Source organism: Streptomyces sp. SudanB5_2050 (assembly GCF_964272335.1).
Taxonomy (GTDB): domain Bacteria; phylum Actinomycetota; class Actinomycetes; order Streptomycetales; family Streptomycetaceae; genus Streptomyces; species Streptomyces rochei.
Genome location: NZ_OZ186760.1, coordinates 4921883 through 4942106 on the forward strand (window position 1 = coordinate 4921883; position 20224 = coordinate 4942106).

Here is a 20224-nt window from a genome sequence, read left to right on the forward strand (position 1 = left end):
GACCGGGCGGTAAGGGGCACAGCCGTCGGGCATCTGTGACGTACCCCCTCGTGACATCGTGGAATTCACTGCGTACGCTCCTGAATATGGATATGCACACTGTGGTGGTGGGGACGTCCGGGGTCACCGCGTCCGACGTCCTCGCCGTGGCGCGCGCGGGCGCCCGGATCGAGCTTTCCGAGGAGGCGGTGGCGGCCCTCGCCGCGGCCCGCGAGATCGTGGACGCGCTGGCCGCCAAGCCGGACCCCGTGTATGGCGTCAGCACCGGCTTCGGCGCCCTGGCGACCCGGCACATCAGCCCCGACCTGCGGGCGCAGCTCCAGCGCAACATCGTCCGCTCGCACGCCGCCGGGATGGGCCCGCGGGTCGAGCGCGAGGTGGTCCGCGCGCTGATGTTCCTCCGGCTGAAGACCGTCTGCTCCGGGCACACCGGCGTCCGCCCCGAGGTCGCGCGGACCATGGCCGACGTGCTCAACGCCGGGATCACCCCGGTCGTGCACGAGTACGGCTCCCTCGGCTGCTCCGGCGACCTGGCGCCCCTGTCCCACTGCGCGCTCACGCTCATGGGCGAGGGGGACGCGGAGGGCCCCGACGGTGTCGTGCGCCCGGCCGGTGAGCTGCTGGCCGAGCACGGGATCACCCCGGTCGAGCTGCGCGAGAAGGAGGGGCTCGCGCTCCTCAACGGCACCGACGGCATGCTGGGCATGCTGGTCATGGCCCTCGCCGACCTGGACACCCTGTACAAGAGCGCCGACATCACCGCCGCGCTGACCATGGAGGCCCTGCTCGGCACCGACAAGGTGCTCGCCCCCGAGCTGCACGCCATCCGCCCGCACCCCGGGCAGGCCGCGAGCGCCGCCAACATGGCCGCCGTGCTCCAGGGCTCGGGCCTCACCGGCCACCACCAGGACGACGCCCCCCGCGTCCAGGACGCCTACTCCGTGCGCTGCGCCCCGCAGGTCGCGGGCGCCGGACGCGACACGATGGCCCACGCCGCCCTGGTCGCCGAGCGCGAGCTGGCGTCGGCGGTGGACAACCCGGTCGTGCTCCCCGACGGACGGGTGGAGTCCAACGGCAACTTCCACGGCGCCCCGGTCGCGTACGTCCTCGACTTCCTCGCCGTCGCCGCCGCCGACCTCGGCTCCATCGCCGAGCGGCGCACCGACCGGCTCCTCGACAAGAACCGCAGCCACGGCCTGCCGCCGTTCCTGGCCGACGACGCCGGCGTCGACTCCGGCCTGATGATCGCCCAGTACACCCAGGCCGCCCTGGTCAGCGAGTTGAAGCGGCTCGCCGTACCGGCCTCGGCGGACTCCATCCCGTCCTCCGCGATGCAGGAGGACCACGTGTCCATGGGCTGGTCGGCGGCGCGCAAGCTGCGCACCGCGGTCGACAACCTCACCCGGGTGATCGCCGTCGAGCTGTACGCCGCCACGCGCGCGATCCAGCTCCGCGAGGGCCTGACCCCGGCGCCGGCCTCCCGGGCCGTCATCGACGCCGTACGGGCGGCGGGCGTGGAGGGCCCCGGTCCGGACCGCTACCTGGCGCCCGACCTCGCCGCGGCCGACGCGTTCGTGCGCGAGGGGCGCCTGGTCGCGGCGGCGGAGTCGGTCACCGGCCCGCTGCGTTAGCACCTGCCCGCCGGACGATCTGTCCGCCGGACGACCCGTCCGCCGGACAGAACCGGCCGGTCCTGCCGCGCACGGAGGGGCCCCGTCGGGATGACGGGGCCCCTCCGCGTTCTCACCTGGGCTCTCGGCCGGTCAACAAAGCCAAAAGAACGTCAAGTGTTCTAAAAATCAAGGCGTTCCCGGCGCACCGAGTACCCGACGAAGCCGACGCCGAGCCCGAGGCAGAGGGCGCCGCCGACGACGTACGGGGTGCTGTCGAAGCTGCCGGTGTCCGCCAGGCGGGCGGAGTCCTCACCGGTGGCCGTCGTACCCGTGGACGCGGCTCTTGCCTGCGCTGTGACCTGCGGAGACGGGGTCGTGGCGGCGGACTTGAGCGCCGGTGTGTCCGGCGTCGCGTTCGCGGACGGGACGAACCACAGGGCACACAGCAGACCGCCCGCGGCGGCGGCGGTCAGCAATGGACGGCGAGCGGATGACACGGAATATCGATCCCCTTGTGGCGCTGGCGAATTGGCCGTGTGGGCAGATGTTAGTGAAAGGCGCGGGTCACAGGAAAGTCACGGGAGCGGTCGGCCTTACGCTCCGGGCATGAGCACTCCTCAGACATCACGTTTTGTGCGGATTCGCGTCGACCTCGTCCTGGAGATCGACGACGAGCAGGCCGTCACCGGCGCCGCGCTGCAGACCCTCGCCGAGGACACGGACCTGTCCGACGCGGAACGGGCCCACGCCGAACGGGCTGTGACGGACGACACCGCGGAGGCCCTGGCCCATCTCGTCGACCCGTTCGACCTGGTCGCGGAGGTGCCCGGGGTGGAGCTGCAGCAGGCTTCCTGGAGCAGTGAGCAGATCGACTACGACCCCGACTCGCCCGAGTGGGACCTCGACGAGGATGATGGCGACGAGAACGACCCGGAAGACGATGAAATGACGGTCGGCTGACGCAGTGTGGGGAAATTCGTGACCCCGGGCGGCAACCACCGTCCGGGGTTTCGTCGTCTCACGGGGCGCACGGACCGCCCCCGTCCGCCGCGCACCACTGCCGCTGAGCGGAAACGTGGTATGCCCCACACCGGAGACCGATGTGGAACGGGACGAACCGGTCGTAGCGTTGAAAGTTCTTGACGGGGAATCTCGGGGTTACGGGAATCGGCGACGATGGAGAAGCGTGTGATGACGGACGGTAAGCGGCGCAAGGGCCTGGCGGCCGCGTCCGCACTGCTCGGCGGTGTGCTGGTGCTCTCGGCATGTTCCAGCAGCGACGCCGACACCTCCGGGGGTGGGGACGGCAAGACCTCGCAGGCCGAGGTCGACGAGGCCGCGGCGAAGAAGTCGTCCGAGGCGCAGATCAAGATCAGCCCCGCGGACGGCTCCGACAACGCCTCCATCAACAACTCCGCCGCCGTCACCGTGAGCAAGGGCACGCTCACGGAGGTCAAGATGACCACCACCGACGGCACCGCGGTCGAGGGCCAGATATCCGCTGACAAGACCAGCTGGAAGCCCAGCGGTCAGCTGGAGCGGGCCACCAAGTACCAGATCACGGCGACCGCGCAGGATTCCGAGGGGCGCGCCGCCCACGAGAACGCGTCGTTCACCACGGTCTCCCCGAAGAACAGCTTCATCGGCACCTTCACCCCGGACGACGGCACCACCGTCGGCGTGGGCATGCCGGTGTCGATCAACTTCGACAAGGAGATCACCAACAAGGCCGCCGTGCAGAAGGGCATCACGGTCAACACCAGCAGCGGCCAGGAGGTCGCCTGCCACTGGTTCAGCACCCAGCGCATGGACTGCCGCCCCCAGGACTACTGGCAGGAGGGCTCCACCGTCACCCTCAAGCTCGCGCTCGACGGGGTGCAGGGCGCCGAGGGCGTCTACGGCGTCCAGCAGAAGACGGTCACCTTCAAGATCGGCCGCAACCAGGTCTCGTACGTCGACGCCAAGACCAAGCAGATGAAGGTCACGCAGGACGGCAAGACGATCAAGACCATCCCGATCTCCGCCGGCTCCCCGGAGAACAAGACCTACGAAGGCCAGATGGTGATCTCCGAGAAGTTCAAGGAGACCCGGATGAACGGCGCGACCGTCGGCTTCACCGACGACGACGGCGAGGGCGAGTACGACATCAAGGACGTGCCCCACGCCATGCGCCTGAGCACCTCCGGCACCTTCATCCACGGCAACTACTGGGGCAAGGGCATCTTCGGCAACGCCAACACCAGCCACGGCTGCGTGGGCCTGGCCGACGCCAAGGGCGCCGACGACCCGAACACGCCGGGCGCCTGGTTCTACAACAACTCCATTGTCGGTGACGTGGTCGTCGTCCAGAACACCGGCGACAAGACCATCGCCCCGGACAACGGCCTCAACGGCTGGAACATGGACTGGGCCCAGTGGAAGGCCGGTTCGGCGGTCTGACACCGAACTCCCCACGGCCCCGCGCCACTTCGCACATTGCTCGGACGCCCGCCTCCCTGGCTCGGGGAGGCGGGCGTCCGCCGTACCGCACCGGCGCGCGACGCGCCGCCCGTCACGCCGGGAGGGGCACCGTCACACCGGGAGGGGCACCGTCACGCCGGGAGGGACGTCGCCGCGTCCGTCCCCCAGCTCGCCAGCAGCCGCAGCGCCTCCGCCGACGGTGAGCCCGGCTCGGCGTGGTACGTCACGAAGCACTGCTCGTCGTCGTCGACCAGGCGGAACGTCTCGAAGGACAGGGTCAGTTCGCCGACCAGCGGGTGCCGCATCCGCTTGACGCCGTAGCTCTTCTCCTTGACGTCGTGCGTGGCCCACAGCCGCCGGAACTCCTCGCTCTTCACGGACAGCTCGCCGACCAGCGCGGACAGCCGCGGGTCGTCCGGATGCCGGCCCGCGTCCATGCGCAGGAAGCTGACCATGTCGTACGCCTTCTGATCCCAGTCCACGAACAGGTCGCGGTAGTCCGGGTTCAGGAAGACCAGCCGCGCCCAGTTGCGCTCGGCGGCCGGCAGCTTGCCCCAGTCGCCGAAGAGGGCCGCCGCCATCCGGTTCCAGGCGAGGATCTCCGAGCGGCGGCCCGTCACATACGCGGGCACCGTCTCGATCGACTCCAGCAGCTGGAGCAGTGCCACCCGTACGGGCCGCTGCTGGGACCGGCCCGCCGACGCCCGCCGGCGCTGCTGCCGCGGCCTCGCCAGATGCGTCAGGTGGGCCTGCTCCGCGTCGGTCAGCCTGAGGGCCCGCGCGATCGCGTCCAGGACCTCGGCCGACACGTTCTGCCCGTTGCCCTGCTCGAGGCGGGTGTAGTACGCGACCGACACCCCGGCCAGCTGCGCCAGCTCCTCGCGCCGCAGCCCGGGCACCCTGCGGTGCCGCCCGAAGGACTCCAGGCCCACGTCCTCCGGCTTGAGCCGGGCCCGCCGGGTGCGCAGGAACTCGCTCAGTTCGGCCCGCCGGTCAAGCTGTCCATCCATGCGTCCAGTATCGCCGGACGTATTCCCGGTCGTACGCCCATGAGCCTGTCCCCGCCAGTGGTACGCACGCCGGTCGTACGCAAAGCCGTGGTCTGGGTGGATCCGCAGGTCGCGGGCAGGGTGGAGGCATCACCCCGTCAAGCCAAGAGAATCCCGGAGAACCCGGCATGACCACTGTCGCCGCGTACGCAGCACCCGCCGCCAAGGCTCCGCTGGAGCGCACCACCATCGAGCGGCGCGAGGTGGGCGAGCACGACGTCCTGATCGACATCAAGTTCGCCGGCATCTGCCACTCCGACATCCACCAGGCCCGCGAGGGCTGGGGCGAGGCCATCTTCCCGATGGTCCCGGGCCACGAGATCGCCGGTGTCGTCGAGGCCGTCGGCCCCGGTGTCACCAAGTTCAAGGTCGGCGACCGCGTCGGCGTCGGCTGCCTCGTCGACTCCTGCCGTGAGTGCGAGAACTGCAAGGCCGGCATGGAGCAGCACTGCCTCAAGGGCAGCGTCGGCACGTACAACGCCGTCGGCTACGACGGGGAGCCCACCTACGGCGGCTACTCGCAGAAGGTCGTCGTCGCCGAGGCGTTCACCGTCCGCATCCCCGACGGACTGGCCCTGGACGTGGCCGCGCCGCTGCTGTGCGCGGGCATCACCACGTACTCCCCGCTCAAGCACTGGGGCGCCGGCCCGGGCAAGAAGGTCGCCGTGATCGGCCTGGGCGGTCTCGGCCACATGGGCGTCAAGATCGCGCACGCGATGGGCGCCGAGGTCACCGTGCTGTCGCAGTCGCTGCGCAAGAAGGACGACGGCCTGCGGCTGGGCGCCGACCACTACTACGCGACCAGCGACGAGCAGACCTTCAAGGACCTGGCGGGCACCTTCGACGTGATCCTCTCCACGGTCTCCGCGCCGCTCGACTTCGGCTCCTACCTCGGGCTGCTCAAGACCGGCGGCGCCCTGGTCAACGTCGGCGCCCCCGAGGAGCCGATCGCCCTGAACCTGTTCTCGCTCATCGGCGGCAACAAGACCCTCGCCGGCTCCATGATCGGTGGCATCGCCGAGACCCAGGAGATGCTGGACTTCTGCGCCGAGCACGGCATCGGCGCCGAGATCGAGCTGATCGCCGCGTCCGAGATCAACGAGGCGTACGAGCGGGTCGTGGCGAGCGACGTGCGGTACCGCTTCGTGATCGACACCGCCACGATCTGACCCCTCGGGAACGGCTCCGCGACGATCTGACCCCTCGGGACCGGCTCCGCGTCGATCCCCCGGAAAAAAAGTCACGGATTCCTCCCGCCTGCCTGTCACACAGCCGCCCCGCCCCGGGTCACACCGCCACGACACCCACGGCGGACGGTCCGGGGCGGGGCGGGCGCGTATCGGCGGCCGTCCCGCTCCCGGACACCACAGACAGGGAGCAGCAGCCATGACGTACCCCTCGACCTCCGGCACCCCCCTCCTGGTCACCGGCGGCACCGGCACCCTCGGCCGCCACGTCGTCCCCTTGCTGCGGGCGGCGGGCCACGAGGTGCGCGTTCTCACCCGCCACCCCCGCCCCGACGCCGACGGCGTCACCCACGTCACCGGCGACCTCCTTACCGGGGAGGGCGTCGAGGCCGCCGTCGCCGGCGCGCACACCGTGCTGCACCTGGCGGGCGGTCCCAAGGGCGACGACGTGGCGACCCGCGCCCTGGTGGGCGCCGCCCGCGGGGCGGACGTACGGCACCTGGTGTACATCTCGGTCGTCGGTGCGGACCGCGTCCCGCTGGCCTGGCTGCGCACCAAGCTGGAGTCGGAGCGGGCGGTGGCCGACTCGGGCATCCCGTGGACGGTCCTGCGGGCGGCCCAGTTCCACGAGCTGACGCTCACGATGGTGGAGAAGATGGCGAAGCTGCCGGTCCTGCCCGTCCCCGGCGGTCTGCGCCTCCAGCCGGTCGCCGCCCGCGAGGTCGCCGCCCGCATGGCCGAACTGACCCTCGCGGCCCCGGCCGGCCGGGTCGCCGACCTGACCGGCCCCGAGGTCCACGACCTGGCCGCCCTGGTCCGTCCCTACCTGGCCCTGCACGGCAGGCGCCGGCGCCCGCACCTGCCGGTCCGCATCCCCGGCAAGGCGGGCCGCGCCTACCGCGAGGGGGCCAACCTCACGCTGGAGGGAGCGGCGACGGGCCGGCTGACCTGGGAGGAGTTCCTGGCCGAACGCGTCGCGGAGAGGGCGACGGAGGCTCCCGCCCGCTCGTGAGACGGCGGGGGCTCCCGTCCGTTCGTGAGGCGGCGGGGCGTCCGTTCGTGAGGCGGCGGGGCGTCCGTTCGTGAGGCGGCGGGGCGCCGCCGGGCCCCGGCGGTCAGCGGCGCCGCAGCGACGCGCCGAGCAGCGCGGGCGGGGTGTCGAACTTCTCGTGCGCTGCCAGGTCGGTGCCGGGCGCGACGATCTCGTCGATCGCGTCCAGGACGTCGGCCGGGAGCACGGTGTCGGCGGCGGCGAGCTGGGCGCGCAGGTGGTCCACGGTGCGCGGGCCGATGAGGGCGGCGGTCACGGCGGGGTGCGCGGTCACGAAGCCGAGCGCCAGCTGGATCAGGGTCAGGCCGGCCTCGTCGGCGACGCGGGCCAGCCGTTCGACGGCGTCGAGCCGGGCCCGGTTGGCGGGCAGCGCCGTGTCGAACCGGTCCGGCAGGGTCGCCGACCGGTGGGTGGCGATCTCCCGCCCCGCCCGCACCGCGCCGGACAGCCAGCCCGACGCCAGCGGGCTCCACACCAGCACGCCGAGCCCGTACTCCTGGCTCACCGGCAGTACGTCGCGCTCGATCCCCCGCTGGAGCAGCGAGTAGCTGGGCTGCTCGGTGACGTAGCGGCTCAGGCGGTGTTCGCGGGCGGCCCACTGGGCCTGCACGACGCGGTACGCGGGGAAGGTCGAGGACCCGAAGTAGCGGATCTTCCCCGCGCGCTGCAGGTCGGTCAGCGCCGACAGGGTCTCCTCGTCGCCGGTCTCCGGGTCCCACCGGTGGATCTGGTACAGGTCGACGTGGTCGACGCCGAGGCGGCGCAGGCTGGCGTCCAGCTCGGTGACCAGCCAACGGCGCGAGGAGCCCCGGCGGTTGGGGTCCTCGCCCATCGGCATGCCGGCCTTGGTGGCCAGCACGATGTCGTCGCGGCGGCCGGCGATGGCCTTGCCGACCATCTCCTCCGACTCGCCCGCGCCGTACATGTCGGCGGTGTCGATGACGTTGACCCCGGCCTCCAGAGCGGCGTCGACGATGGCGGTGGCCTCGTCCTGGGTGGTGCGCCCGATGCTGCCGAAGTTCATGGCGCCGAGCGCGAGTGTGCTGACCCGGACGCCGGTGCGGCCGAGAGTGCGGTACTGCATGATCGTGGTCCTCCGTCGGGGGAGCGGTGGCGCGCGCACGGGCGCACGGCGTGGCACGACGGCTCCGGGCTCTGGCATCATGGTCAACCGGAACGCCGTCCCGTTTGACGATACGGAACGCTGTCCCGTTTAGCAATGCCGGTATGCGGAGGGATCGACGCGATGGTGGACGGCGACGAGGGCCGGGGGCGCACCGACCGCCCCAGGAGGGCGGACGCCCGCCGCAACCAGAAGGCCCTCCTGGACGCGGCCGCCGCGGTCTTCGTGAGGTCCGGCGTGGAGGCGCCGGTCCGCGACATCGCGGCCGAGGCCGGGGTCGGTACGGCCACCATCTACCGCCACTTCCCGACGCGGGCCGACCTCATCGTCGGCGTCTACCGCCACCAGGTGGAGGCCTGCGCCGAGGCCGGTCCCGAACTGCTGGCGAGCTGCCCCACCCCGTACGCCGCCCTCGCGCGGTGGATCGACCTCTTCGTCGACTTCCTGGTCACCAAGCACGGCCTCGCCGGCGTGCTCCAGTCCGACAGCGCCGGTTTCGAGACGCTGCACGCGTACTTCCTCGACCGCCTGGTGCCGGTCTGCGGCGACCTCCTCGACGCCGCGACCGCCGCCGGCGAGATCCGCGCCGACCTGTCCCCGTACGAACTCATGCGCGCCACCGGCAACCTCTGCATCGGCGCCGAACACGACCCGCGCTACGACGCCCGGCGGCTGGTGGCAATCCTGGTGTCGGGCCTGCGCCGGCCGGAGTGACGGGGGCGCACCGGCCCGTGGCCGGTGCCGCGGGCGTCGCGAAGCCGCGCCCGGTGCGCCGGCGGAGCGCTCCGTCGGGCGCCTCTCCGGACCGCCCCGACCGGTCGTCACGATCTCCTGCCGGGCGGATGTGCGTGATCGCCCTTGCTGGATAGAGTCGCCCCGTTACACCTGGTTGTGGGGACAGCCAGAGCGCCAGGGGGAGGGTCCGCAGCACATGAGTCGTCGTTCTCAGGGCTTGGCCGGCGTCTGGGCCGAGATGCAGAGGCAGCAACAGCGTCAGATCGAGGCCGACGCCAGGCGGCGGAGGCAAGAAGAGCAGCAGGCGCGCGCCTACCAGCGGCGAGCCGCCCAGAGCCACCGCGAGTACATGCAGGCGGAGGCCGTACGCCGCACCGACGAACTGGACGCGCGCGTCGCGTCGCTGCAAGGGCTCCTCGCCTCGGGGTGCCGGGCTCCGGCCTTCCGGGCGTCCTCCCTCCTGCGCCGCGAAGAGGTCCAGCCGTTCGCCCCGGGGTCACTGGGGCAGCCCGTGCCCATGCCGGACTTCGGTCACTACCAGGCGCAGAGCGGATGGACCGCCGGTCGTCGAGCACAGGCACAGGCGGAAGCGCGGGCGCGTTTCGAGCGGGACCGGCACGCGGCCCAGGCGGCCGAGGCGCAGCGACAGCACCAACTCGCGGCCTACCAGCGGCAGTACCAACAGTGGGCCGACGCCCGACTGGCCGAGGTGCGGCGGCACAACGCCGACATCGCCGAGCTGACCGAGGGAGTGCGGCGCCGCCACCCCGACGCCGTGATCGAGTACTTCTCCGCCGCTCTCTACGCGTCGACCGCGTGGCCGGAGGGTTTCCCGCGTCAGGTGTCGGCGGCCTACGACGTGGCAGCCGGGCAGTTGGTGCTGGACTGGGAGCTGCCCCCGTACAGCGTCGTCCCCGAGGCCAAGTCCGTCCGGTACATGTACGCGGCCGACCAGCACAAGGAGAGTCCCCGGCCGGTGACCCAGCGTCGCGCGCTCTACCGGGAGGTGCTCGCGCAGTGCGTGCTGCTCGTCCTGCACGAACTCTTCGCCGCGGACGAGCTGGGCGCACTCGAGTCGGTGGCCCTGAACGGATTCGTGGACGGGCACGACCCCGCGACCGGCCGGCCCGGCCGCATCCCGCTGGCGACCGTCATGGCCCCGCGCTCGCGGTTCAGCGCCCTGCACCTGGCGCAGGTGGACGCCTGCAGCTGCCTGGTCGACGGACTGCGCGGGCAGCTCTCGACCCGTCCCGACCAGCTCACCCCGGTGCGGCCGAGCCGCCGGCCGCAGGAGGTCGGGAACCGTGTCGTCACGCACGGCGGTGACGAGGACCCCGATCTGTACGAGATGGACCCGATCGCCTTCGAGAACCTCGTCGCCGATCTCTTCCGGGCCATGGGCATGCAGGCCGTCACCACCCAACGCTCGAACGACGGCGGAGTGGACGTCGACGCCCTGGACCCGACGCCCGTCCGGGGCGGGAAGATCGTCGTGCAGGTGAAGCGCTACCGCGCCACCGTGCCGCCCACCGCCGTACGCGATCTCTACGGGACCGTGCAGGACGCCGGCGCCAACAAGGGCGTCCTCGTCACGACGTCCCGGTTCGGCCCCGGCTCGCACACCTTCGCCAACGGCAAGCCGCTGGAACTGATACCGGGACCCGAACTCGTCGACCTGCTGCACCGTCACGGTCTGCGCGGACGTCTGGGCGACGGCGCCCCCCGGCCCGCCGCGCCGCCGACGCCGGCGGTCCCGGACACGTCACTGCCCGAGGACTACAACGTCCTGGGCATGTCGTGGGCCGGAAGCGTCGCGCTGGACGTGTGCGCCCTGGTCTGTCACGGCAACCGTGTCCTCAGCGACGATCACTTCGTCTTCTACAACAATCCGCGGACACCGGACGGTGCCGTGCGCGCCCTGCCCGCCACCGCTCCCGACAAGGCCGCGATCTGTGTCGCCTTCGACGCCTTACCGGACGACTGCGATCGATTCGTGCTCGTGGCCGCCGTCGACCCGGAGGTCAATCCGGACGCGGACCTCTCGGGCTTCACCCGGGCGGGCATCCGCCTGCTCGACCCGGGCCTGGCCGAGCTGGGACGACTGGAGGTCTCCGACGGCCGGCCGGGCGAGACCGCGCTGGTGCTCGGGTCCTTCCGCCGCCGGGCCAACGGGGACTGGGACTTCGTCCTGGGCGGCAGGGGCTACCCGGGCGGCCTGGAGGAGCTGGTCCGGGATTTCGGGATCGAGGTGGAGTAGCGGAGCGTCCCGGGCCGGGCGGAATCGCTCGGAACCCTCATGCGTTGACGCTGGTGGACGTGGGATGTCGGTGTGCGAGCCGAGTAGCCCGAGTGACCAGAGCGACAGGAATTGGAGGGCCTCGATGGCTGCGCAGACGCAGAGGGCCGTGCTGGCGGGCGGATGCTTCTGGGGGATGGAGGAGCTGATCCGCAAGCTTCCGGGCGTGACGGCGACCCGGGTCGGATACACCGGGGGTGACGTGCCGAACGCGACGTACCGTAACCACGGCACGCACGCGGAGGCGATCGAGATCCTCTTCGACCCCGAGCAGACGGACTACCGCACGCTCCTGGAGTTCTTCTTCCAGATCCACGACCCGAGCACCAAGAACCGCCAGGGCAACGACATCGGCATGAGCTACCGCTCGGCGATCTACTACGTGGACGACGAGCAGAAGCGCATCGCCGAGGACACCATCGCGGACGTGGACGCCTCCGGGCTGTGGCCGGGCAAGGTCGTCACCGAGGTGGAGCCGGTCGGTCCCTTCTGGGAGGCCGAGCCCGAGCACCAGGACTACCTCCAGCGGTACCCGGACGGGTACACCTGCCACTTCCCGCGCCCGGGATGGCGGCTGCCCGCCCGCTCCGAGGGCTGACGGCCCGGGCGGCGAGCGCGACGCGACACGGAGAGGGCCCGGCGGAATCCCCGCCGGGCCCTCTCCGTGTCCGTCCGCCGTCCACCGGCGGGCCGTCAGTGGGGGAGTGTCGCCGGGCTGCCCCCGTTGGCCTCGTAGCCCGCCACCGCCAGGGCCCGGTAGACGGCGAACTCCGCCGCCGGGTCGGGGGACAGGGTCCAGGGCAGCGCGCCCACATGGCCGTCGATGACTATCAGCTGGTTCATCGCCTCGGACCAGCGCTCACCGCGGACCAGGAAGAACACCAGCAGATGGCGGACGTGCGCCTGCATCGGGTCGTCCGGTCGGGCCGAGTGGACCGCGTGCAGGGCGCCGTGGACCGCCTTGGTGACGACCTCGCTCTGGTGGAAGCTGCGGACCATGGTGATCTCGGGCAGATGCTCGAAGACCGCGAAGAGGGGCATCGCCGCGAGCAGGGAGCCCCGCGGCGCGCGGGCGGCCGCGGCCTCCGCGAAGGAGTACGCCAGCTCGCGGGAGCCGTGCCACTTCTCGCACCAGTAGTGCAGGGCGGCCAGGTGGGCCCCCATGTGGTCGGGCGCGCGGTCCAGGATCTTCAGCCAGAGCTGCTCGAACTCCTCGCGCGAGTAGCCGAGCCCGCGGGCCACCGACAGCTCCACGATGTACGGGATCGGGTCGCCGGGGGCGAGCAGCGCCGCCTCGCCGCAGGCCGCCTTCGCCTCCTCCATGATGATCCGGAACTCGTCCGTGCCCGGCGTCGCCGTCCGCCACGCCTGCTGCACCAGGAACTCGGCCTGCACGGCCGCGCCGCCCGCGTCCTTGGGCGCCTCGGCCCGCCACACCCGCAGCCACTGCCCGCCCGGCGTCTCGCCGACCCCGCCGGGCCGCCGCGCCAGCTCCAGCGACGCGGCGCCCGCGAAGGCCTGCACGCGCTGCCAGCGCCGCTCGCCCCGGGCCTCCGTGCCGGCCAGCAGCTGCTGCGCCCCCCGGTAGTCCTGGGTGCGCTGCACCAGGTCCAGGACGTCCAGCAGGTCCTGGTCGGGACCGGGCATGCGGATGTCCAGCTCCTCCTCGCGGGCGAAGCCGTAGTTCGCGGGATCCGCCGCGTCGGGGTGGCCGGGCGGGACCAGGCCGACCGCGCCCCGCCGGCGCCGCAGAAGGGGGACCAGCACCACGGCCAGCATGGCCAGTGCCATCAGGACCCAGAGAATCTCCATGCCTCAAGCGAACCAGACCGCGCCGACAATTGGCCAACCTGGGCCCCGGGCCTGTGGAAAACGCACGCGGACGTCCGCGCCGCTACGCTCGGGCCCCATGAGCGACAGGCACATCAGTCAGCACTTCGAGACGCTCGCGATCCACGCGGGCAACACCGCAGATCCGCAGACCGGCGCGGTCGTCCCGCCGATCTACCAGGTGTCGACGTACAAGCAGGACGGCGTCGGCGGGCTGCGCGGCGGATACGAGTACAGCCGCAGCGCGAACCCGACGCGCACGGCCCTGGAGGAGAACCTCGCCGCCCTGGAGGGCGGCCGTCGCGGCCTCGCGTTCGCGTCCGGACTGGCGGCCGAGGACTGCCTGTTGCGCACGCTGCTGCGCCCCGGCGACCACGTGGTCATCCCCAACGACGCGTACGGCGGCACCTTCCGGCTGTTCGCCAAGGTCGCCACCCGGTGGGGCGTGGAGTGGTCGGTGGCCGACTCGAGCGACCCCGCGGCCGTGCGGGCGGCGATCACCCCGAAGACCAAGGCCGTATGGGTGGAGACGCCGTCCAACCCGCTGCTCGGCATCACCGACATCGCCGCCCTCTCCCAGGTCGCCCGGGACGCCGGCGCCCGGCTCGTCGTCGACAACACCTTCGCCACGCCGTACCTCCAGCAGCCGCTGGCGCTCGGCGCGGACGTCGTCGTGCACTCCCTGACCAAGTACATGGGCGGTCACTCGGACGTCGTCGGCGGCGCGCTGATCGTGAACGACCAGGAGCTGGGCGAGGAGCTGGCCTTCCACCAGAACGCGATGGGCGCGATCGCCGGCCCCTTCGACTCCTGGCTGGTGCTGCGCGGCACCAAGACCCTCGCGGTCCGCATGGACCGGCACAGCGAGAACGCGACCAAGGTCGCCGACATGCTCACCCGGCACGCGCGCGTGACGAGCGTGCTGTACCCGGGGCTGCCGGACCACCCGGGCCACGAGGTCGCCGCCAAGCAGATGAAGGCGTTCGGCGGCATGGTGTCCTTCCGCGTCGAGGGCGGCGAGGAGGCGGCCGTCGAGGTCTGCAACCGCGCGCAGGTGTTCACCCTCGGCGAGTCCCTGGGCGGCGTCGAGTCGCTGATCGAGCACCCGGGCCGCATGACGCACGCCTCCGCCGCCGGCTCGGCCCTGGAGGTGCCCGCCGACCTGGTGCGCCTGTCCGTCGGCATCGAGAACGTCGACGACCTGCTCGCCGACCTCCAGCAGGCGCTGGGCTAGCCCGGACGGCTCACCAGCCCTCCCAGCCGGTCACGGGTGGGGTCGTCTCCGACGGCGGCTCCACCCACGGCCGGACGGTCAGCGCCCACACCGTGAAGGCCACGACCACGGCAGCCAGCACCACCCACAGCAGGCGGCGCACGGCGGTCCTGCGCCGCAGCACCCGGCCGCCGCGGCGCACGGCATCCGCGTACAGCTCCGGCGGCACCCGCGGCGGCGACTGCTCCATGATCCGCCGGGCCGCCGCCTCCCGCTGCGGACGGTTCACCGGCACCGCCTCCCCGCACTCCTCGCGCGCGCGGCCGTCACGACGTCGCCGCCTTCGGCTCCGCCACCGGACGGGACGGTTCGGAGGGCGGGTGCAGCAGCGTGGCCGTCGCCCGGTCGCAGATCGTCCGTACGCGTTCCACGGGCAGGCCCAGCAGGGCCGCCGCCTGTTCCTCCGCGACACCCTCGTAGAGCCTGAGCACCAGGATCAGGCGCTCCTGCGGCGTGAGCCCGCCCAGCCGGCCGGCGGGGCGCCTGCGGCCCCGGCCGAGGCCGCCGCCGTGGCGGTGCCACGCCTCGCGGGCGAAGCGGGTGGCCAGGTACTGGCGGGTGCGGTCGTACGGATCGTCGCCGTGCAACTGGTCCCAGTACGCGTACGTGTGGGCGAGGGAGACGGCGAGCAGGCGCCGCGCGCGCGGATTGTCGTCCGGCGCCTCGGCCGTGAGCAGGGTGGCGGCATGCAGCAGCCGCCCTGCCGCGCCCGCGACGAACGCCTGGAACTCCCGGGCTCGGCGGGCGCCGGGGGACACCTGCCTGTCTCGCACCGCGCCTCCCGCCCGGAGGACGACGGCCTCCGGGATTCGACGACGACCCCTGAGGTCTCATATCAGGCCAGGGGCGGCCCGTCGGTCAAGAGTCCGGTGCGATCCGCTCGCGAAAGCCCGGCCGGCACCCGTGAGCCCGGCATCCGTGAGCCCGGCGGCCGTCCGGCGGGGGCCCGGGCGCGAGGCTCAGGAGGAGGCGGGCGAGTCCTGGCCCGCCGCCGCGCCCGAGGGGGCCATACGGGCGGACAGGGCGCCGTTGAAGCGCGCGAGGAGCGTGCAGAACGCCTCGCGCTCCTCCGGCGCCCAGTCGTGTGTCAGCTCGGCCATGAGCTGACGCCGGGAGGAGCGGACCTCCTCCAGCCGCGACACGCCGCGCGGGGACAGCTGGAGGACCACCGCGCGGCCGTCCTCGGGGTGCGAGGTCCGCTTGACCAGGCCGGTGTCGACGAGCGGGGCCACCTGCCGGGTGACGGTGGAGGAGTCGATGCCCATGCTCGCCGCGAGCGCCTTCACGCCCATCGGGCCCTCTTTGTCGAGGCGGTTGAGCAGCAGGTAGGCGGCGCGGTCCATGGTGTTGCGCACCTGCCCGACGCCACCGAGCCGGGTCTGTTCGGCACGACGGGCGAAGAGCGCCACCTCGTGCTGGAGCGTCTCGAGAAGACCGGTGTCACCGGCGGTCGTCATGTCCATCGACATTTCAGGTGTTGTGGGCATGGCCGGGGGCTCACTTCGTGGAGGGCTGCTAATTGGGGGACAGGGTACGCGGCCGGGCGGCGAGCCGGGCCCGCGCCGGGCAAAGCGGGTCTCGGAGGTTGGTCACAACGGCCTCGGGCGTCCGTGAACTGCGATGCTGGAGACATGAGCTACCGCACGGCCGCCCCTGTCGCACCCGTCACCCTCGACGACGTGCGCGGGGCGCAGAAGATGCTCTCGGGTGTGGCGCGGGTGACCGCGATGGAGGGCAGCCGGCACCTGTCCCAACTGGTCGGCGCGCCGGTGCACCTCAAGTGCGAGAACCTCCAGCGGACCGGTTCGTTCAAGCTGCGCGGCGCCTACGTCCGGATCGCCGGTCTGCTGCCCGAGCAGCGGGCCGCCGGCGTGGTCGCGGCGAGCGCGGGCAACCACGCGCAGGGCGTGGCGCTGGCGTCGTCGCTGCTCGGGGTGCACGCGACGGTGTTCATGCCGAAGGGCGCCCCGCTGCCCAAGATCAGCGCGACCCGCGACTACGGCGCCGAGGTGCGGCTGCACGGCCAGGTGGTCGACGAGACGCTGGCCGCAGCGCAGGAGTACGCCGAGCGGACGGGCGCGGTGTTCATCCACCCCTTCGACCACCCGGACGTCATCGCGGGGCAGGGCACGGTCGGGCTGGAGATCCTGGAGCAGTGCCCCGAGGTGCGGACCGTCGTGGTCGGCATCGGCGGGGGAGGGCTGGCGGCCGGGATCGCGGTCGCGGTGAAGGCGCTGCGGCCGGACGTGCGGATCGTGGGCGTGCAGGCCGAGGGCGCGGCGGCGTACCCGCCCTCGCTCGCGGCGGGGCGCCCGGTGGCCGTCGAGCACCCCTCGACGATGGCCGACGGCATCAAGGTCGGGCGGCCCGGTGACGTGCCGTTCGGGATCGTCGGCGATCTGGTGGACGAGGTGCGCACGGTCTCCGAGGACGAGCTGTCCACCGCCCTGCTGCTGTGCCTGGAGCGGGCCAAGCTGGTGGTGGAGCCGGCCGGCGCGAGCCCGGTGGCGGCGCTGCTGAGCGAGCCCGGCGCCTTCGCGGGCCCGGTGGTGGCGGTGCTGTCCGGCGGGAACGTGGACCCGGTGCTGATGCAGGGCGTGCTGCGGCACGGCATGGCCGCGCAGGGCCGCTACCTGGCCGTTCGCCTGCGTCTGACGGACCGGCCGGGGGCGCTGGCGACACTGCTGGGGGTGTTGTCGGTGGTGGACGCGAACGTGTTGGACGTGAGCCACGTACGGACCGACCCGCGGCTCGGGCTCACGGAGGCGGAGGTCGAGCTCCACCTGGAGACGAAGGGCCCGGAGCACTGCGTCGAGGTCGGCCGCGCTCTGCGGGAGGCCGGCTACCCGGTCATCGGCTGAGAGGCGCCGGCGCGGCACCACGGGACCACCGGCACCACGGGACCACCGGCACCACGGGACCACCGGCACCACGGCGCCGGCCCCGACGGCGCGGGCGGACGAATGCCCGCCCGCGCGTTGTGGAACGCGATACATCGCGTTATGGTGTGACGTGGATCGCTCGCCGTAAATCGCTCGCCGGGCGCCGCGAAACGTACAAACCTAGGCTTTCCGAAGATTCCCCGAAGACGTGGAGACTCATATGCCGGGCGCCATCTATGCCGAAGGCCTGGTGAAGACCTTCGGTGACGTAAGGGCTCTGGACGGCGTCGACCTGGACGTCCCCGAAGGCACCGTCCTCGGCCTCCTCGGGCCGAACGGCGCGGGCAAGACCACCGCCGTCCGCTGTCTGACGACGCTGCTGCGCCCGGACAGCGGCAGGGCGTTCGTCGCGGGCATCGACGTCCTCGCACACCCCAACGAGGTCCGCCGCTCGATCGGCCTCTCCGGCCAGTTCGCCGCGGTCGACGAGTACCTGACCGGCCGTGAGAACCTCCAGATGGTCGGCCAGCTCTACCAGATGCGGGCCAGGGCGGCGAAGGCCCGCGCCGTCGAGCTGCTGGAGCAGTTCCACCTCTCGGACGCCGCCGACCGCCCCGCCAAGACCTACTCCGGCGGTATGCGCCGGCGGCTCGACCTCGCCGCCGCCCTGGTCGTCTCCCCGCCCGTCATGTTCATGGACGAGCCGACGACCGGCCTGGACCCGCGCAACCGCCAGCAGCTCTGGGAAGTCATCAAGCAGCTGGTCTCCGGCGGTACGACCCTGCTGCTGACCACCCAGTACCTGGAGGAGGCCGACCACCTCGCGCACGACATCGCGGTCGTCGACCGCGGACACGTCATCGCCCGCGGCACCTCGGACGAGCTCAAGGCGCGCACCGGCGGGGAGCGCGTCGAGGTCGTGGTGCACGAGCGCGAGCACATGGCGACGGCCGCCGAGGTGCTCACCGGCTTCGGCAAGGGCGCCACCACCGTCGAGGACCACACCCGCAAGCTCACCGTCCCCGTCACCGGCGGTGCCAAGCTGCTCGCCGAGGTGATCCGCGAGCTGGACACGCGCGGCATCGAGATCGACGACATCGGCCTGCGCCGCCCCACCCTCGACGACGTCTTCCTCTCCCTCACCGGCCACGCGGCCGAGACCAAGGCCGAGGACGACGCCCCCGAGACAGACCCCGGTCACCAGCCCGAGAAGGAGGCCGCCAAGTGAGCGCCGCCACCGACGCCGCGCGGACCGCGGCACACACCGGTTCCGTCGGTTCCGTGGGCCAGTCCGTGCGGGACTCGCTGGTCATCGCCCGCAGGAATCTGATCCGGATGACCCGGATCCCGGAGATGGTCCTCTTCGGGGTCATCCAGCCGGTCATGTTCGTGGTCCTCTTCACCTACGTCTTCGGTGGCTCGATGAAGATCGGGAACACCACCGACGCGGACGTCTACAAGGACTTCCTGATGGCCGGCATCTTCGCCCAGACCGTCACCTTCGCCACCGCCGGATCGGCCGCCGGCATCGCCGACGACATGCAGAAGGGACTGGTCGACCGCTTCCGGTCGCTGCCGATGGCCCGCGGCGCCGTGCTGACCGGCCGGACCGTCGCCGATCTCGCGCAGACCTGCGTCACGGTGCTGGTCCTCGCCGTCGTCGCGCTCATCGTCGGCTGGCGCGTGGGGTCCGCCGAGCCGACCAACGCCGGGAAGGTGCTGGGCGCCTTCGGCCTGCTCCTCCTGCTCGGGTACGCGTTCACGTGGATCGGCGCCCTGATCGGGCTGTCGGTCCGCACCCCGGAGGCGGCGACCTCGGGCGGGATCATCTGGCTGTTCCCGGTGACCTTCGTGTCGAACGCGTTCGTGGACTCCAGCCAGATGACCCCCTGGCTGCGCCACATCGCCGAGTGGAACCCGTTCAGCGCGACCGTGCAGGCCACGCGCGAGCTGTTCGGCAACCCGGGTGTCGTGCAGTCCGACGCCTGGCCCATGCAGCACCCCGTCTGGGCCTCGCTGATCTGGTCCGTGCTGATCATCGCGGTCTTCCGCACGCTGGCGGTGCGCAAGTACCGCTCGGCCGCCGCATGACGAAGCCCCCGGCGTCACCAGGACGCCGGGGGCCCGCACAGCACGGATGCCGGCCCGGCCCCGCGGGGGCCCGGGCCGTCGGCCGGGTCAGCCGTTGTACGGCTCGGCCTTCAGGATCTTCACGGAGGCCATCTTGCCGTTCGGCAGCTCGTACTCGGCGTCCTCGCCGACCTTGTGGCCGATGACGCCCGAGCCCAGCGGGGACTGCGGCGAGTAGGTCTCGATGTCCGAGCTCGCGTACTCGCGCGAGGCGAGCAGGAAGGTCAGCGTGTCGTCCTCGTCACCGTCGAAGGCGATCGTGACCACCATGCCGGGCGCCACCGCGCCGTCGGCGGCCGGAGCCTCACCCACCTTGGCGCTCTCGAGCAGCTGGGTCAGCTGGCGCACGCGGAGCTCCTGCTTGCCCTGCTCCTCCTTCGCCGCGTGGTACCCGCCGTTCTCGCGCAGGTCCCCCTCCTCACGCGCCGCGGCGATCTTGGCAGAGATCTCGGTGCGCGCAGGACCAGTAAGGTATGCAAGCTCCTCCTTGAGCTTGTTGTACGCCTCCTGGGTCAGCCAGGTGACGTTCTCGCTGGTCTGGGTCACGGGTGCTCCTCGTTGGTACTGGGAATACAAATCAACGCCCTACCCAGAA

The 20224-nt window shown here is 72.1% G+C and carries 20 protein-coding genes; 12 read left to right on the plus strand and 8 right to left on the minus strand.

The annotated features are described in order from the left end of the window. The first annotated feature begins 92 nt into the window (after positions 1–92). On the plus strand, positions 93–1631 hold the full coding sequence (hutH, locus tag ACFZP7_RS22095; protein ID WP_031018825.1) for a histidine ammonia-lyase: 1539 nt from the start codon (positions 93–95) through the stop codon (positions 1629–1631). Positions 1632–1792: 161 nt separating this feature from the next. On the opposite strand, the gene ACFZP7_RS22100 is transcribed toward hutH, so the two are convergent. Next, the gene (locus ACFZP7_RS22100; RefSeq protein ID WP_079126682.1) at positions 1793–2110 is read right to left on the minus strand and encodes a hypothetical protein; all 318 of its coding nucleotides are present in this window, start codon (positions 2108–2110) and stop codon (positions 1793–1795) included. Positions 2111–2219: 109 nt separating this feature from the next. On the opposite strand from ACFZP7_RS22100, the gene ACFZP7_RS22105 reads away from it, so the two are divergent. Together ACFZP7_RS22105 and ACFZP7_RS22110 are read left to right on the plus strand one after the other, a co-directional pair. Then, entirely contained in the window at positions 2220–2573 is a 354-nt protein-coding gene (locus tag ACFZP7_RS22105) for a hypothetical protein (RefSeq protein WP_210903303.1), read from the plus strand. Positions 2574–2804: 231 nt separating this feature from the next. Further along, the gene (locus ACFZP7_RS22110) at positions 2805–4052 is read left to right on the plus strand and encodes an Ig-like domain-containing protein (RefSeq protein ID WP_137961452.1); all 1248 of its coding nucleotides are present in this window, start codon (positions 2805–2807) and stop codon (positions 4050–4052) included. Positions 4053–4204: 152 nt separating this feature from the next. Here the strand turns inward: ACFZP7_RS22110 and ACFZP7_RS22115 are convergent, their stop codons facing one another. Further along, the gene (locus tag ACFZP7_RS22115; protein ID WP_019329105.1) at positions 4205–5083 is read right to left on the minus strand and encodes a helix-turn-helix domain-containing protein; all 879 of its coding nucleotides are present in this window, start codon (positions 5081–5083) and stop codon (positions 4205–4207) included. A 167-nt stretch (positions 5084–5250) separates the two neighbouring features. Between ACFZP7_RS22115 and ACFZP7_RS22120 the strand changes: the two genes are divergently transcribed. Then, positions 5251–6291 (plus strand): NAD(P)-dependent alcohol dehydrogenase, encoded by a 1041-nt coding sequence (locus ACFZP7_RS22120; protein WP_019329106.1) that lies wholly within the window; start codon positions 5251–5253, stop codon positions 6289–6291. A 217-nt stretch (positions 6292–6508) separates the two neighbouring features. Continuing rightward, positions 6509–7321 carry an SDR family oxidoreductase gene (locus tag ACFZP7_RS22125; RefSeq protein WP_385635342.1) on the plus strand — a complete coding sequence of 271 codons (813 nt, stop codon included), beginning with the start codon at positions 6509–6511 and terminating at the stop codon, positions 7319–7321. Positions 7322–7424: 103 nt separating this feature from the next. On the opposite strand, the gene ACFZP7_RS22130 is transcribed toward ACFZP7_RS22125, so the two are convergent. Beyond that, positions 7425–8444 (minus strand): aldo/keto reductase, encoded by a 1020-nt coding sequence (locus tag ACFZP7_RS22130; RefSeq protein ID WP_385635344.1) that lies wholly within the window; start codon positions 8442–8444, stop codon positions 7425–7427. 162 nt (positions 8445–8606) lie between these two features. Here ACFZP7_RS22130 and ACFZP7_RS22135 point away from each other — a divergent pair, with 162 nt between their 5' ends. The 3 genes from ACFZP7_RS22135 to msrA all read left to right on the plus strand — a co-directional run bounded on the left by ACFZP7_RS22135 (position 8607) and on the right by msrA (position 12112). Then, positions 8607–9197 carry a TetR/AcrR family transcriptional regulator gene (locus ACFZP7_RS22135; RefSeq protein WP_385638502.1) on the plus strand — a complete coding sequence of 197 codons (591 nt, stop codon included), beginning with the start codon at positions 8607–8609 and terminating at the stop codon, positions 9195–9197. Positions 9198–9414: 217 nt separating this feature from the next. Further along, positions 9415–11475, plus strand: a complete 2061-nt coding sequence (locus ACFZP7_RS22140; protein ID WP_385635346.1) for a restriction endonuclease — start codon at positions 9415–9417, stop codon at positions 11473–11475. A gap of 124 nt (positions 11476–11599) precedes the next feature. After that, on the plus strand, positions 11600–12112 hold the full coding sequence (msrA, locus tag ACFZP7_RS22145) for a peptide-methionine (S)-S-oxide reductase MsrA (RefSeq protein ID WP_029394136.1): 513 nt from the start codon (positions 11600–11602) through the stop codon (positions 12110–12112). A 95-nt stretch (positions 12113–12207) separates the two neighbouring features. On the opposite strand, the gene ACFZP7_RS22150 is transcribed toward msrA, so the two are convergent. Beyond that, entirely contained in the window at positions 12208–13326 is a 1119-nt protein-coding gene (locus tag ACFZP7_RS22150) for a hypothetical protein (protein ID WP_385635348.1), read from the minus strand. A gap of 97 nt (positions 13327–13423) precedes the next feature. On the opposite strand from ACFZP7_RS22150, the gene ACFZP7_RS22155 reads away from it, so the two are divergent. Further along, the gene (locus ACFZP7_RS22155; protein WP_385635350.1) at positions 13424–14578 is read left to right on the plus strand and encodes a cystathionine gamma-synthase; all 1155 of its coding nucleotides are present in this window, start codon (positions 13424–13426) and stop codon (positions 14576–14578) included. A gap of 10 nt (positions 14579–14588) precedes the next feature. On the opposite strand, the gene ACFZP7_RS22160 is transcribed toward ACFZP7_RS22155, so the two are convergent. The 3 genes from ACFZP7_RS22160 to ACFZP7_RS22170 all read right to left on the minus strand — a co-directional run bounded on the left by ACFZP7_RS22160 (position 14589) and on the right by ACFZP7_RS22170 (position 16086). Continuing rightward, positions 14589–14846, minus strand: coding sequence for a hypothetical protein (locus ACFZP7_RS22160; RefSeq protein WP_029394137.1), 258 nt, complete (start codon positions 14844–14846; stop codon positions 14589–14591). A gap of 37 nt (positions 14847–14883) precedes the next feature. Next, positions 14884–15390, minus strand: a complete 507-nt coding sequence (locus ACFZP7_RS22165; RefSeq protein WP_109202617.1) for a sigma factor-like helix-turn-helix DNA-binding protein — start codon at positions 15388–15390, stop codon at positions 14884–14886. Between the two features lie 186 nt (positions 15391–15576). Further along, positions 15577–16086: a MarR family winged helix-turn-helix transcriptional regulator gene (locus tag ACFZP7_RS22170; protein WP_175438202.1), complete on the minus strand. Its 510-nt coding sequence runs from the start codon at positions 16084–16086 to the stop codon at positions 15577–15579. 162 nt (positions 16087–16248) lie between these two features. Here ACFZP7_RS22170 and ilvA point away from each other — a divergent pair, with 162 nt between their 5' ends. The 3 genes from ilvA (at position 16249) to ACFZP7_RS22185 (ending at position 19590) form a co-directional block, all read left to right on the plus strand. Next, positions 16249–17478, plus strand: coding sequence for a threonine ammonia-lyase (ilvA, locus tag ACFZP7_RS22175; protein ID WP_019329116.1), 1230 nt, complete (start codon positions 16249–16251; stop codon positions 17476–17478). A 241-nt stretch (positions 17479–17719) separates the two neighbouring features. After that, positions 17720–18727 carry an ATP-binding cassette domain-containing protein gene (locus tag ACFZP7_RS22180; protein ID WP_385635353.1) on the plus strand — a complete coding sequence of 336 codons (1008 nt, stop codon included), beginning with the start codon at positions 17720–17722 and terminating at the stop codon, positions 18725–18727. Beyond that, positions 18724–19590 carry an ABC transporter permease gene (locus ACFZP7_RS22185; protein WP_031018834.1) on the plus strand — a complete coding sequence of 289 codons (867 nt, stop codon included), beginning with the start codon at positions 18724–18726 and terminating at the stop codon, positions 19588–19590. The genes ACFZP7_RS22180 and ACFZP7_RS22185 overlap by 4 nt, the downstream gene beginning before the upstream one ends. A gap of 87 nt (positions 19591–19677) precedes the next feature. Here the strand turns inward: ACFZP7_RS22185 and greA are convergent, their stop codons facing one another. Beyond that, positions 19678–20175 carry a transcription elongation factor GreA gene (gene greA, locus ACFZP7_RS22190; protein WP_019329119.1) on the minus strand — a complete coding sequence of 166 codons (498 nt, stop codon included), beginning with the start codon at positions 20173–20175 and terminating at the stop codon, positions 19678–19680. Between the last annotated feature and the right edge of the window lie 49 nt (positions 20176–20224).

Coding starts and splice junctions, on each gene's coding strand:
- hutH (WP_031018825.1), top strand. CDS start 93: ATGCACACTGTGGTGGTGGGGACGTCCGGGGTCACCGCGTCCGACGTC.
- ACFZP7_RS22105 (WP_210903303.1), top strand. CDS start 2,220: ATGAGCACTCCTCAGACATCACGTTTTGTGCGGATTCGCGTCGACCTC.
- ACFZP7_RS22110 (WP_137961452.1), top strand. CDS start 2,805: ATGACGGACGGTAAGCGGCGCAAGGGCCTGGCGGCCGCGTCCGCACTG.
- ACFZP7_RS22115 (WP_019329105.1), bottom strand. CDS start 5,083: ATGGATGGACAGCTTGACCGGCGGGCCGAACTGAGCGAGTTCCTGCGC.
- ACFZP7_RS22120 (WP_019329106.1), top strand. CDS start 5,251: ATGACCACTGTCGCCGCGTACGCAGCACCCGCCGCCAAGGCTCCGCTG.
- ACFZP7_RS22125 (WP_385635342.1), top strand. CDS start 6,509: ATGACGTACCCCTCGACCTCCGGCACCCCCCTCCTGGTCACCGGCGGC.
- ACFZP7_RS22130 (WP_385635344.1), bottom strand. CDS start 8,444: ATGCAGTACCGCACTCTCGGCCGCACCGGCGTCCGGGTCAGCACACTC.
- ACFZP7_RS22135 (WP_385638502.1), top strand. CDS start 8,607: ATGGTGGACGGCGACGAGGGCCGGGGGCGCACCGACCGCCCCAGGAGG.
- ACFZP7_RS22140 (WP_385635346.1), top strand. CDS start 9,415: ATGAGTCGTCGTTCTCAGGGCTTGGCCGGCGTCTGGGCCGAGATGCAG.
- msrA (WP_029394136.1), top strand. CDS start 11,600: ATGGCTGCGCAGACGCAGAGGGCCGTGCTGGCGGGCGGATGCTTCTGG.
- ACFZP7_RS22150 (WP_385635348.1), bottom strand. CDS start 13,326: ATGGAGATTCTCTGGGTCCTGATGGCACTGGCCATGCTGGCCGTGGTG.
- ACFZP7_RS22155 (WP_385635350.1), top strand. CDS start 13,424: ATGAGCGACAGGCACATCAGTCAGCACTTCGAGACGCTCGCGATCCAC.
- ACFZP7_RS22170 (WP_175438202.1), bottom strand. CDS start 16,086: ATGTCGATGGACATGACGACCGCCGGTGACACCGGTCTTCTCGAGACG.
- ilvA (WP_019329116.1), top strand. CDS start 16,249: ATGAGCTACCGCACGGCCGCCCCTGTCGCACCCGTCACCCTCGACGAC.
- ACFZP7_RS22180 (WP_385635353.1), top strand. CDS start 17,720: ATGCCGGGCGCCATCTATGCCGAAGGCCTGGTGAAGACCTTCGGTGAC.